This window comes from Rhodococcus sp. IEGM 1409, assembly GCF_030056735.1.
Classification (GTDB): domain Bacteria; phylum Actinomycetota; class Actinomycetes; order Mycobacteriales; family Mycobacteriaceae; genus Rhodococcus_F.
On record NZ_JASHKN010000011.1, the window covers coordinates 143737 to 156760 of the forward strand.

The following is a 13024-nucleotide window of genomic DNA, read 5'->3' on the forward strand; positions in this document are numbered from 1 at the left end:
AGAGGCTGATCGCGCCTCTCAAGCAGTCGTACCCAGAATCGGCCAGCACAAGCAGCGATCCACCGGTCGATGTCGCACACGTTTCGCTCGTGTTTCGCGTGCCGGATATGCACTAAAAGTGTGAATGTGGCCCGTCACCTCGGTAATGTCCCACTCCTAGACGACACGTCCCCCGAGGGGAGCAGGCGCATGGACATCACCACCATTACCGACGTGATACGCCGACCACCGGATCGCCCAGGGGACGTGTGGCGTCCAGGCGACGCCTGGCTTGCCGGTGGAACCTGGCTGTTCTCAGCGGAACAACCCGACACACGTCGACTCGTCGACCTCACAGCACTCGGTTGGACACCACTGGACATCGGCGCGACTCACTTCAGCGTCGGAGCTACGTGCACAGTTGCCGAACTGTATGCGTTTGTACCACCGGATAATTGGCGCGCAAGTCCACTTATTCGCGTCAGTTGCGAATACTTCCTCTCCTCGTTCAAAGTGTGGAATGCGGCCACCGTCGGCGGCAACATCTGCATGTCACTTCCCGCCGGACCGATGATCACGCTTGCGGTAGCACTCGAGGCCACGTTCACACTGTGGGCTACCGACGGGGGTGTCAGGACCGTCGACGCTTGCGACTTCGTGACCGGCGACCACCAGAACGTCCTGGAGCCGGGCGAAGTTCTTCGGTGCATCGAGTTCCCGGTGCACTCGCTCACCAAACGGCACGCCCACCGCCGATTCAGTCTCACTCACCTCGGGCGATCAACGCTCTTCATGATCGCGGTACAGACGCCTGACACGGACGACTTTCACCTGACCATCACTGCGGGCACAACGCATCCGATCCGGCTGACGTTCGACGCGATGCCAGACGAAGAATCGCTGCGACGAGCTGTCGACTCCATCCCCGCCGAGAGCTGGTTCGACGATCCCAACGGAGCCCCCGACCACCGCCTTCACCTCGCTCGTCACTACGCCGACGAGCTGCGAATCGAACTGACGGGGAGCCTGTCATGAGCTACACGGTGAACGAACGAAAGTTCGACGAGGAACCGTTCCCCGGTCAGTGTCTGCGCACGTTTCTTCGGCACCTCGGACACCACGGGGTGAAGAAGGGTTGCGACGGCGGTGACTGCGGGGCCTGCACCGTGTGGCTCGACGGCGCACCGATACACAGTTGCATCACACCGGCGTTTCGCGCCGACGGTCACGACGTGACCACCATCGAGGGGCTCGGCACGCCCGAAGATCTCCATCCGATTCAGCAGCAGTTCCGAGACGCACCCGGATTTCAGTGTGGCTTCTGCACTGCCGGAATGATCATGACCTCGGCGGCGCTCACCGACGAGCAGAAAGAAGACTTGCCGCGGGCGCTCAAGGGAAACCTGTGCCGTTGCACCGGATACCGATCCATCGAAGACGCGGTCAATGGCGTCAGCGCAATCGAGGTTGCCCTTCCCGGTCAAGCAGTCGGAACAAGCGTAGGCGCGCCGGCGGCGACCGAGGTGGTGACCGGACGCGCCGAGTACACGATGGACACCAAAATCGACGGCATGCTGCACCTGAAAGTGCTGCACTCACCTCACGCCCATGCACGCATCGTGTCCATCGACACCACCGACGCTCTCGCCGTCCCTGGCGTCCACCGCGTCTACACCTGGAAAGACGTGCCGCGCAAGCTCTTCACCACGGCAATTCATACCGACCACCTTGTTGATCCGGACGACACGTACATCCTCGACAACGTCGTGCGTTTCGTGGGTCAGCGAGTGGTCGCCGTACTCGCCGACTCAATCGTCGCTGCGGAAGAAGGCCGCCGGAAGGTGAAAGTCGACTACGAGATCCTGCCTGCCGTGTTCGATCCGGAAGAGGCCATGGCCGACGGCGCGCCGACCCTGCACGGCTCCGACGATCCCTTCGTCCGCGATCCCGAGCGCAACATTCTGCTCGAAATTCACGGCCATGTCGGCGACGTCGATGCCGGGTTCGCCGAGGCCGACGTCATCCACGAAGGCACCTACTTCTCCCCACGGGTTCAGCACGCGCACCTCGAGACTCATGGGTCGATCTCGTGGATGGAAAATGGCCGCCTTCACGTTCGTACAAGTTCCCAGTCCCCCTCTATCGCCAAGGTCAAACTCGCCCACCTCTTCGACCTCCGCCCGGATCAACTACGCGTGTTCTGCAAACGCGTGGGCGGCGGGTTCGGCGGAAAACAAGAAGTGATCAGCGAAGATCTGGTGGCGCTCGCCACCCTGGACACCGGCCGTCCCGTCTGCCTCGAATTCACCCGCGAAGAAGAGTTCACCACCGCGTCACCGCGTCATCCGATGAAGCTGACGATCAAACTGGGTGCCAAGTCAGACGGAACCCTCACGGCCTTTCAGTACCGAAACATCTCGAACACCGGTGCGTACGGGAACCATGGCGGCGAAACTCTGTTTGCCGGCGGCGCGGCGGTCTCGCTCTACCGCTGTGCCAACAAGAAGTTCGATGCGTATTCCGTGTACACGAACAATGTTCCGAGTGGTGCGTTGCGCGGATACGGTATGACTCAACCTGCCTTTGCGGTGGAATCGGCGATGACCGAATTGGCCGTCGCGCTGGACATGGACCCACTCGACCTGCGTCGACGCAATATCGTGCGACCGGGCGATTCGCTGGTAGCACTCGAGGACGGCCCCGACGACGTGATCTTCACCGAAGACGGGCTGGGGCAATGCATCGATCTGATCGACGCCGCGTTGAACCGCCATCCGGTCCCATCCCTCGGAGACGATTGGCTTGTCGGAACCGGTACCGCCAGTTCACTACATGAGACAGCGCCTCCCACCGAGCACATTTCCGAGGCCTGGCTCACCCTCGGCGAAGACTGTGTGTACGAACTTGCCATCGGCACAGTCGAATTCGGTGAGGGAACCTCTACCGCCCACGTGCAGATCGCCGCACATCAGCTGGGCACCACACCGTCGCGCGTGCGAATCATCCAGTCGGACACCGACCGAACCGGTTTCGACACAGGCGCTTTCGCCAGCGCCGGACTGTTTGTTGCCGGCAACGCCGTCCTTCGCGCGTCGAACGCGCTACGTGACCGACTGCTGGCCTTCGCCGCACACCACACCGGCGTCGCCATCGATCAGTGCTCGATGGACGACGACAAGATCGTCTGCGGTAGCACTCGGGTAACTCTGCAAGAGGTACTCGAGGCTGCACGCCCGCGCGGGATCCGATTCACGGAAGCGCGGAAGGCGTACGGATCTCCGCGCAGCGTGGTGTCCAATACCCATGGCTTTCGGATTGCCGTCCACCGCATCACCGGTGAGATCCGCATTCTCTACAGCGTTCAGGCCACCGACGCCGGAGTGATCATCAATCCGGCGCAGGTCCGGGGACAGATCGAAGGTGGCGTCGCCCAGGGCATCGGCTTCGCTCTCACCGAGAACTTCCACGTAGACGCGCATGGCGCGATGATGAACCCGAACCTGCGTAACTACCGGATACCGACCTATGCGGACGTCCCTCGCACCGAGGTGATCCTCGTCGATTCGTCCGACTCCGTTGGTCCGCTCCGATCCAAGGGAATGGCAGAGTGCTGCATCAATCCGGTTGCTCCTGCGCTGGCGAACGCACTGCAGGATGCCACCGGGTCGCGATTCCGGTCGCTACCGCTCACCCCCGAGCGTATCTACACGGGTCTGAACCGATGACCGCAAACACGTCGGCGGACAGCGTGGCAACAGTAATCATCGGCCAGCGAGTGCGTGCCGGACTGGAGAAAGAGTTCGAGGTCTGGCAGAAAGATCTCAACCGCGCGGCCGCAGATTACGCCGGCTTTCTCGGGGCAGAAATTGCGGCTCCGACCCCCACCCAACCTGATTGGGTGATCGTGTACCGATTCGACTCCATCGCCCATGTTCAAGCGTGGATCAACAGCGCGACGAGGCAGGACTATCTCGAGAACGGCCGTCAGTACTTCGACGGACCGGCCACGCAGCAAGTAGTGAGCGGCGGGATCAAGCCTCCGGATCCGCTGCTGACCGTCGTAGTGACGCACCGGGTCAGTGACGACAGCATCGACGAGTTCCTTGCCTGGCAGGAGCGTCTTCGCGAGGTGGAGAGCGCTTTCGAAGGCTTTCGCGGCACCGAGCTGTTTCGCCCCGTCGACGGTGTGCAGGACGAATGGACGCTGCTCTATCGCTTCGACAATGCCGCCCATCTCGATACGTGGCTGACTTCGCCTGAGCGACAACAACTCCTCGCCGAGGGCCGTAAGTTCCACGACTTCGAACTGCGAACCGTCGACAATTCGTTCGGCAGTTGGTTTGCCTTCGACGAGAACGGAAACGAGGCCCCTCCACCTTCGGAGACAAAAACCTCGATCGCGGTTTGGGTCGGTCTCTACCCGACTGTCGTCTTGCTTACTTTGGCGCTGTCACCGCTGAAGCTGCCACTCTGGCTGGGATTGTTGATCGGCAACCTGTTGTCGAGCTTCATCATGAGTTTCTTCACGATGCCGTACTACGTGAATCGACTCCTCCGCCGTTGGCTGCGTCCGCCTCCAGGGATTCCTGTCGCGAAGACGAACGCGCAAGGAGTGGCAATCGTCGCCGCTGTGACCCTGTTCTGGGTTGTCGTCTTCTACCTAGTGACTACTCAGTTCTGGTCGCTGCCTTGAACTCGGCGGAACACGAAAACGCCAGCGTATGCCCCGGGCATGGTTATTCCCCGGTGCACTACGCTGGCATTTTCAGCGATATCCGTTCAGGCGGCTGTCGGTGGACCGTTCCCGCCGATCGGCTGTTGATACGGGTCGATCGACATGGGTGGATAGAACACCGTCTTCCGATCCGGCCCGATCTCCACCCGCCATTCCGTGTGGTGCATCGTTCGATGATGATGACCACACAACAAGATCAGATTATCGAGATCCGTTGGGCCACCATCACCCCAATGAACAATATGGTGAGCATCGCACCACCCCGACGGTGTCCCGCACCCCGGGAACGCACAACCGCCATCGCGTACCGCCAACGCTCGCCTTTGCGGAACCGTCGCCGTTCGCACGTCCTTGCCGCAGTCGAGTGGAACACCATTCTCATCCAACAGGATCCGGGTCACGGTGCAGTCGCACGCCAGCATCCGGGCAGTATCGAGACTGATCGGGCCCACCCAATCCGCCCACGCACACCCGAGTTCCTCCGTCGACGGCAACAAGTTCTTCAGCGCCTGCATATCGGTCATGTCTTTTGCGCTGGCGGTGACCGTGATGTGCGGTTTCACTCCGCCCTCGATCGGTCCCAACCCCGCCCGCTCGTACCGCCGCAGCAGTTCGCAGAATCCGTCCGCCCGCCGCAACGCCGGCGTGCGGGTGTCCTTGACGCCGTCCTTTTCCGGCGTCGGCGCTGACAAACTCGATAGCAACGTGATCAAACGGGCACCGTTCACGGCATCCAGATCACCTTTCACCGACACTCGCCCGTACAGGCCTTTCGAAGCGTAGAACTCATTACGCTCCGAATCCTCACCCACCGGTACTCCGTCCTCACGCTTGCCGTACTGCTTCTCGATCCGCCGAATCGCCGCCCGCACCGCATCACAATCAGCAATCTTCTTCGACGCCAGATCAAGCAAAATCTCGCGGGCCTTGTCCACGTCCGCCGGGGTCATGTTCTTCGGCGGATGCTGACAAAACGACGCCACCTGACGAGCCTTCAACGCATCAACCCCACCCCGGTGAAAAGCATCCGCGACAACAGGTTCGAGCAACAGCAGCCGCGCCAGACTGACCAGCAGGCTGCACTCACCGATCTCCAGATTTGTCGAACCGTGCAACCACTGCGCGATCGCCCGAAAACCCTTCCCGACCACAGTCTCCCGGGAAAACATCTCCACGATCAGCAGTACCATCCGCGACTGCAACTCATGCCGGACGCGCACCAGGTCGAGCATCTCGCTCTTGAGATCCTCACCATCCAGCTGCCACGCTTCCCGACTGTCCATGCTCAAAGTTTAATCGAACATACTTTCGATATCCAGGGACAAAGCGGACAGGTTCAAGAAACATCGAACTCGAGACCGATTGAAAGTACATAACTTTCACGAATTCACGAAGCAGGAAGCCAGCAGCCGACAGTCTTTACTCCCGCATCATCTGGACGGCGAACAAACAGTCCCTGTACTGAGAACCGCAATACCCGGGGAGATCATCTTTGCGATACCTGGCTCGCTCGGTACCCACGACTACCTGACCAGTGACATCAACCTGACCAGTGACATCAACCTGACCAGTGACATCAAGGAGGCGCACGTGATATTTCACAGTCGCTATGTCACTCCGGCCGAGGGTGAGTCGGAATGCAATGCGCTGCAGGCTTACTGATCTCTCTGGCAATGGCGCAATCCTGCATACATCCGCAGTGAACCGCGAAGCCACGCAGCACTGAGAACTCTCCAAGAATTCGTCGAAACACCTTGGCTCGAGTCAGACAATCACCGATGGCAATATCGATCCGCGCCGGACGCTGGACCGCCCGAACCAACGAAAAGAGCGCTGCACGATGAGATCCTCTGCATCACGAACGCACGTGAATCGTGTTGGATCGGTACGGGATCCACTTCCCAAGCGCCCCACCCTGGGCGAGGTCTTCAGCAATTCGTGGCCCGTCCGAACTGGTGACGTCCACCCTGACCGAAGCCTGCGACTCGACGCGATAGCTCGCTACTTGCAAGATCTGGGTTTCGATAACCTCGAAGCAAACGGCGCGGCACGAACCCACCCGGTGTGGCTCGTTCGTCGAACAGTCATCGATGCCGTCAGACCGATCATCTGGCCCGACACCGTTCGATTGCACCGGTGGTGTTCCGCCCTCTCCAGTCGCTGGTGCACCATGCGGGTGAGTATCGAGTCAGAAGCTGGTGGGTTGATCGAAACCGACGGATTCTGGATCAACATCAATCCTCAGAACGGTATGCCTTCGAGCATCAGCGAAGACTTCCCGGCGCCGCTGACCTCGACAACCGACCAGCATCGACTCAGTTGGCAACCACGGATCAGAACCCCCGGGCCCAACACCGAGGGTCAGGAGTTTCCTCTACGAGCAAGTGATATCGATCCATTTCATCATCTCAACAACGCCGTCTACTGGCAGCCCGCCGAATCTGTCATGCGCAAGCATTCAACCTTGCGAGAGGAGCCCCTCCGAGCCGTTCTCGAATACATCAAGCCCACTACAGCCGACGAGACCGTCGAGATCCGAACCAACTACGACGCAGTTGCGAGCACCGCATGGTTCGTCTGTGCCGGCGAAACCCACGCCATCGCTCACTTCATGAAACCTCCTGCCGATACGATTGGGTCGCCCTCCCCGAGTGAACCCGACGGATCTGACAGCAACGTCTGTCGAAAATCGGATCGGACGCCACCGCACCGTGCTTCGAGTCAGTCGAGGTTGCCGAGAGATGTCGCCGACAACTGATTGTTCCAACCTGGCCGTCGCGGGCGTCCTGCTCGTACTCTGATGGTAGGAACGAGCGCACAATAGCGAACTATGACACGTCGAACGATGACATAAGGAAACAAGAATCGATGGCACCTGCATCCGGCAGTACGCACCGGTTCCGAGCTGACCCGCGGAGAACGTGCGGCCGATGTGGTCCGCAACGGCATGGGGTCGTGGCCATTCGTCTTCGTCTTCATCGCGATCATGGGAATCTGGGCGGGGTTCAACGGCGATACCGGTTTTGATCCCTACCCTTTCATTCTGCTGAATCTATTTTTGTCGATGCTTGCCGGCATGCAGGGAGCAATTCTGTTGATCTCGGCGAAACGGGCGGATGCCATCAGTAGCGAAGTTGCAGTTCATACCCTCGACAACACCAATCAACTCCGACAGTTGATCGAGGCGAACACGGCACTGACCGAGACCGTCGCTGGACTCTCGCGGGAAATCCACAAGCATGTCTGCACTCCGGAACACACCGCACGCTAACCGTCACCGCGTCGTGTCCAGCGCGAGCAGCGCCGCATCCGGACTCGCTACGAGAGCATCCGCGGTTGCGGACAGGGTTTTGACGAAGAGGGTGGCAGTAGCTGCGTCGAAGAGATCGGACGAGTAGACGAGAGCCACCTCGATCCCGGCAGGTTCACCGGTTTCGTCGAACACTTCGGCGAAGTGAAAATGAAGATCGCATTTGGCGATGTCGAGTGGCCGCGGCGTGACCTCGAAGGTCAACCCGTCGGATTCGAGCACTGCGGCAGGAAAGTTTTCGAACGACATTGCCACCTGGAAGAACGGGTGCAACGACGCGTGACGAGGAGGATCGAGATAGTCGACCAGTCGCTCGAACTGCACATCACTGTGATCGTGCGCCAACAGTTCAACTCGGCGGCACTCGGCTACGAGAGAGTCGAAGTCCGCCGTAACGTCGACGTGAGTGCGTAGAACGAGTGTGTTCACGAACATGCCCACGAGGTCGTCGAGTTTCGGATGGCCCCGGCCTGCGACCGGGCTACCGATGATGACGTCATGGTCACCGGACAGAGCACTCAGTGTCGCCTTCAAGACGGCGTGAACGACAGTGAACACCCCGGTCTCGGCTCGCTTTGCAGACGTCGTCAACCCGCGATGAGTCTCGGGATCGAGCAAGAATTCGACTCGCCCGGCCCCGAATGTCCACATCGAGGGTCGAGTATGGTCGAGTGGCAGCGAAATCTCGCTCGGTGCCCCGTCGAGAACCGTCGCCCAGTGTTCGAGTTGACCGACGGTGAGGTCGGTCGGCGCACGCTGCGCTCCCAGAATTGCCGTGCGCCACTTGGCGTAGTCCGAGTACCGCACCGCGGTCGCCGGCCACGTCGGGTTCGTGTTCCGCGCGCGAGCCTCGTACGCGATGGACAAGTCGCGCGCGAGAATGGCAAGGGACCATCCATCTGCCGCGATGTGATGGACAACCGCTGCCAACAGATGATCGTCGCGACTGTATGCACATACCATCAAGCGAATGGGGATCTCGGAACGCACATCGAAACCCCCGGAGAGAGTCTGGTGAACTATCGACTCTACATCGCTCGAATTCCCTTCGAACACTGGAAGTCCGCGCGGAATCCGGTCCGGACTCACTGCCAGCGGGCGGGGCGAACCCTCGACATCCGGATACACGGTTCGAAGTGTTTCGTGCCTGGCCATTACGTCGTGCACCGCCGAAGCCAACGCGTCGTGATCGAGTCTGCCACGCACGCGAATTGTGAAGGGCAGGTTGTACAGAGCAGGTGAGGTGAGTTCTCGACAGATGTTTTCCTGTGCAGGTGAAAGCACCGGCGTCGAGGCGTCGAGTGCACGTTCCAATGGTGGCACCCGTCCAGCGTGCGGGCCGAAGGAACTCGCGAGCGCGGCGGCGCTCGGCGAGTCGAACAGATCGCGAACACCGAGGTTGGTGCCGAATTCAGCGTTGAGGCGGCCGATCACACGGGTTGCAGACAATGAGTCTCCCCCGAGATCGAAGAACGAATCATTGTGGCCGATCTCGGTGGCCGTGAGCACTTCCTCGAAGGTACGGATGATGCGGGCCTCGATCGGTGTTGCGCCCCTTACCGCTTCCCTCCGCTCGAATGTGGGTGCGGGGAGCGCGCTCCGATCGACTTTCTTGTTCGTGGTGAGCGGAACCGCGTCGATTCGAATCACGACGACCGGGATCATGTAATCAGGCAACTTTTGTGTCAGAAGCCGTTCGATACTTGCATCTGTATCCCCCATTCCCGGGTGCAGTTTCACGTAACTCACCAGCGCCGGCGAGCCGTTGGCAAGATCGCGGACCATCGTCGTTGCGAACTCGACCGACGGGTGGCCGTACAGGACGGAATCGATCTCACCGAGTTCGATTCGGCGCCCACGCACCTTCACCTGATCGTCTGTGCGGCCGAGGAATTCGAGTTGGGCGTCGACTGTCCATCGGACCCGATCGCCGCTTCGGAACATGCGCTGCCCGGCTGAAAGAGTGGACGCAACGAAACGCGCAGCCGTCTCCCCCGCCCTACCCTCGTAGCCTCTGGCCAAACCGGGTCCCGACAGGTAGAGCTCCCCCGCGGCCCCGGTGGACAACGGATTGAGCGATGCGTCGAGAACCACCGCCTGGCCTCCGTGCATGAGGCGCCCGAGTGTCACACGATCGTCGACGTTCAAGACGTCGGTGATGGTGACGCTGCATGTCGCCTCGGTAGGACCGTACGCGCTTCGAACACGCACGAACGGCGCCCACCGGCGCATCAGTTCGTGCGGTAATTTCTCGCCACCGACTATCAGGAATTTCAAACAGGTCACCCGTTCCGGAGCCAATGTTGCGAGCGCCGAAGGTGTTACGAGTAGATGTGTCACGTCATGGCGGCAGATGAGGTCTTCCAGCTCGAATCCACCAACAGTCTCGGGTGGGCAGATCACCGACGAGGCGCCGAACAGAGCGGGCGCGAGCATCTCTACGACGGATGTGTCGAAACTGGTTGAAGCACAATGCATTACGACAGAGCGTGAATCCAGCTCGTATTTCTCGCGAATGTCGGTAGCCAAATTGGCCAGGCCACGGTGAGTGACCGACACCGCTTTGGGCCGGCCGGTGGAGCCGGAGGTGAAGATCATGTAGGCCCGATGATCGACATGTGCGGGCTTGGCGTCGAAGGACGGCCCGAGAGCACCGGGGTCACGGTCCAAAAACAGCCACTCGAGGTCGTGCGGCAACGAATTTCGCAACCCGAAAGTCGTGAGCCCGATCTTCGGTTTGCATACACCGAGCATGTCCACGAGCCGTTCGGCGGGGTGGGCCGGATCGATCGGTACGTATGTGGCTCCCACACGCGCCGCAGCCCACATTGCCAGGACCGATTCGATGGATCGCGGGATCGCCACCACGACAGCATCATCGGGGCCCACATCGGCGGACTTCAAGCGTCGACTCCAGATCTCCGCCATCCGATCGAGGTGCCCGTAGGTCCATGACCGATCACCGTCGGAGATCGCAACCGAATCGGCAGCGTGGTGCACTGCGGAACGCAGAAGAGAATCAAGACTTCTGGGCTCGACCGAAAGCTCGCCACACGCCGGCGTCGTGGCTCCCAGCTCGACATCCGTCCACAGAGGCGGAGCAGGATGATCCGGCGGTGTGTCGACGAAGGCCTCGAGGAACCGAACGAATCGATCATGATGCGCAGAAAGTTCGGCAGAGCTGTACAGCGCACCGTTGGCCTCGAGATCGACACGAACGTTCCCTGTGTAACCGGGGTAGACGTTGAGCGCAATATCGTCGACCGGTCCGGTCGTGAGTATCTCGACGTGACCTCGTACCGCACCCAGGGTCAGGGTCCTGTCGAACAGCATGATGTTGACGACCGGACCGAACGATTGCACGTTCGACTGCCCTCGGCCGTCAATCAGAGCGGAAATGTCCTCCCGGCGGTAACGTTGGTGCCGAAGTGCCTCGCTCAGTGCGCTTTCGACAACGCATACCGCCGAGGAGGGGGTCGATGTACCCACTCCGTGAAGTACCAGAGGAACCACGTTCGACATCGCCCCTGGCAACGATCTCGACGCAGCAGTCACTCGTCCGGATACCGGCAGCGACAAACACAGGTCGTCGACACCACACATTAGCGCGACGTATGACGCGAACGCCGATATCACGGTTGCTGCCGAGAGATCGGACAGTGGCACTGTGCCACTCGCCCGCAACATTCTCCGCCGAGAAGTACCCGTCGCACTCGTGCCCAAGGACGGAGGTGAAGGAACTGACCGGAGTTTCTCGTGCCAGAACTCTCGATCGCGGACACAGCGTTGTGATTCTCGGTATCGGCTTTCCTGGCGGGCAACCGCCGCCGCGCGATCCGCCACAACCGAGTCGACCTGATCCGGCCTCACCGGACCAGCGGACAGATAGATCTCGGCCGTGCGGCGCATCAGAAGTGCAGCGGAGTAACCGTCGAGTGCGATGTGATGCGCACGGTAGTACCAGAACCAGCGATGAGGTCCGACCTGCAACAGATTTGCGACGGTGAGGGCAGTATCCGGATCGAGAGTTGCTGTGCTCCACTCTCGCTTCATCCACGTCATCGCTGCCTCGACGGGATCGTCGTGTGGACGAAAATCCAGCCTTTCGCCTACCAGTGCCACATCAGGGTCGTCGTCCAGTTCCGGCACTCCGTCCTTCACACGCAGACGAAGGCCCGCAACACCGAACTCACGGTGGGCGGCGACTGTCGCTGATTCCAGCCGAGTCGCATCCAGTTCACCGTTCAGATCAACGAACTGAGCTATCACAAAAGGGGTGGTCGGATCGAGGGTCTGAGCGAACCACAACGAGCGTTGTGCAGCTGTCAACGGCGTCATCGTCTTGCTCGGATCACGACGATCTCCTCGGTGACCTGATCAGGATCGATGACGCCGATCGACTCCAGGTATCGCCTGCGCGACAGCAAGACCGGGCCGAAAGGAATCGACGTCCTCGACACCACCGATGCCTCGAGCTCGTGGTCGGCGAACAGTTCGACGGTGCGATCGATACCGCTGAGTGCGGACTGGATCAGCAGTATCGTACCCTCCTTCCGCAGAACACCCGGTGCCGTCGCACATATGCGATCGATCAACAGGCGCCCGTCGTTGCCTCCGTCCCAACTACGAGCACGGCCGGTGCGCGGCGCACGATCGCCGACAGAAGGAACATAGGGCGGGTTCGATACGACGAGGTCGAATCGACGACCGTGAAACGGGGCCAGGAGATCTCCGTGACGGACGCGGATTCTGTGGCCGCGGAGTCTCCCGTTCATCCAGGTGCACACCGTGGCACGTCGTGAGATATCCACGGCGAAAACCGTTCCCGCCCCAGCTTTGGCCGCACACACACTCAGCGCACCACTACCGGAGCACAGATCGAGAACCTGAGAAGACGCATCCAACTTCTCGGCGCGTACTGCGTCGGAGATGAGGCGAGTATCGCTCTGAGGCGCATAGACACCGGGAAATCGAATCATCACACTGCGCTCCTGCCGTGG

Annotated in this window: 9 protein-coding genes; 6 read left to right on the plus strand and 3 right to left on the minus strand. The window is 60.5% G+C overall.

The window, feature by feature from the left end; translation table 11 throughout:
• Nucleotides 1–189: 189 nt before the first annotated feature.
• The 3 genes from QM716_RS24890 to QM716_RS24900 are packed head-to-tail and all read left to right on the plus strand — an operon-like array spanning nt 190 to nt 4672.
• On the plus strand, nt 190–1014 hold the full coding sequence (locus QM716_RS24890; RefSeq protein ID WP_283306820.1) for an FAD binding domain-containing protein: 825 nt from the start codon (nt 190–192) through the stop codon (nt 1012–1014).
• Nucleotides 1011–3704 (plus strand): molybdopterin-dependent oxidoreductase, encoded by a 2694-nt coding sequence (locus QM716_RS24895; protein WP_283306821.1) that lies wholly within the window; start codon nt 1011–1013, stop codon nt 3702–3704. The genes QM716_RS24890 and QM716_RS24895 overlap by 4 nt, the downstream gene beginning before the upstream one ends.
• Nucleotides 3701–4672 carry an antibiotic biosynthesis monooxygenase gene (locus QM716_RS24900; protein ID WP_283306822.1) on the plus strand — a complete coding sequence of 324 codons (972 nt, stop codon included), beginning with the start codon at nt 3701–3703 and terminating at the stop codon, nt 4670–4672. The genes QM716_RS24895 and QM716_RS24900 overlap by 4 nt, the downstream gene beginning before the upstream one ends.
• A gap of 86 nt (nt 4673–4758) precedes the next feature.
• Here the strand turns inward: QM716_RS24900 and QM716_RS24905 are convergent, their stop codons facing one another.
• The gene (locus tag QM716_RS24905) at nt 4759–5997 is read right to left on the minus strand and encodes an HNH endonuclease signature motif containing protein (RefSeq protein ID WP_283306823.1); all 1239 of its coding nucleotides are present in this window, start codon (nt 5995–5997) and stop codon (nt 4759–4761) included.
• Nucleotides 5998–6076: 79 nt separating this feature from the next.
• Between QM716_RS24905 and QM716_RS24910 the strand changes: the two genes are divergently transcribed.
• From QM716_RS24910 to QM716_RS24920, 3 genes are all read left to right on the plus strand, one after another.
• Nucleotides 6077–6376, plus strand: coding sequence for a hypothetical protein (locus QM716_RS24910; RefSeq protein ID WP_283306824.1), 300 nt, complete (start codon nt 6077–6079; stop codon nt 6374–6376).
• Nucleotides 6377–6554: 178 nt separating this feature from the next.
• Nucleotides 6555–7472, plus strand: a complete 918-nt coding sequence (locus QM716_RS24915) for an acyl-[acyl-carrier-protein] thioesterase (protein ID WP_283306825.1) — start codon at nt 6555–6557, stop codon at nt 7470–7472.
• A gap of 189 nt (nt 7473–7661) precedes the next feature.
• Nucleotides 7662–7985 (plus strand): DUF1003 domain-containing protein, encoded by a 324-nt coding sequence (locus tag QM716_RS24920; RefSeq protein WP_283306826.1) that lies wholly within the window; start codon nt 7662–7664, stop codon nt 7983–7985.
• 3 nt (nt 7986–7988) lie between these two features.
• Here QM716_RS24920 and QM716_RS24925 read toward each other — a convergent pair whose 3' ends face one another.
• Nucleotides 7989–12362: a non-ribosomal peptide synthetase gene (locus QM716_RS24925; RefSeq protein ID WP_283306828.1), complete on the minus strand. Its 4374-nt coding sequence runs from the start codon at nt 12360–12362 to the stop codon at nt 7989–7991.
• Entirely contained in the window at nt 12359–13006 is a 648-nt protein-coding gene (locus QM716_RS24930) for a HemK2/MTQ2 family protein methyltransferase (protein ID WP_283306829.1), read from the minus strand. Before QM716_RS24930 ends, QM716_RS24925 begins: the two co-directional genes overlap by 4 nt.
• Nucleotides 13007–13024: the final 18 nt, after the last annotated feature.

Coding starts and splice junctions, on each gene's coding strand:
- QM716_RS24890 (WP_283306820.1), top strand. CDS start 190: ATGGACATCACCACCATTACCGACGTGATACGCCGACCACCGGATCGC.
- QM716_RS24895 (WP_283306821.1), top strand. CDS start 1,011: ATGAGCTACACGGTGAACGAACGAAAGTTCGACGAGGAACCGTTCCCC.
- QM716_RS24900 (WP_283306822.1), top strand. CDS start 3,701: ATGACCGCAAACACGTCGGCGGACAGCGTGGCAACAGTAATCATCGGC.
- QM716_RS24905 (WP_283306823.1), bottom strand. CDS start 5,997: ATGGACAGTCGGGAAGCGTGGCAGCTGGATGGTGAGGATCTCAAGAGC.
- QM716_RS24915 (WP_283306825.1), top strand. CDS start 6,555: ATGAGATCCTCTGCATCACGAACGCACGTGAATCGTGTTGGATCGGTA.
- QM716_RS24920 (WP_283306826.1), top strand. CDS start 7,662: ATGGGGTCGTGGCCATTCGTCTTCGTCTTCATCGCGATCATGGGAATC.
- QM716_RS24925 (WP_283306828.1), bottom strand. CDS start 12,362: ATGACGCCGTTGACAGCTGCACAACGCTCGTTGTGGTTCGCTCAGACC.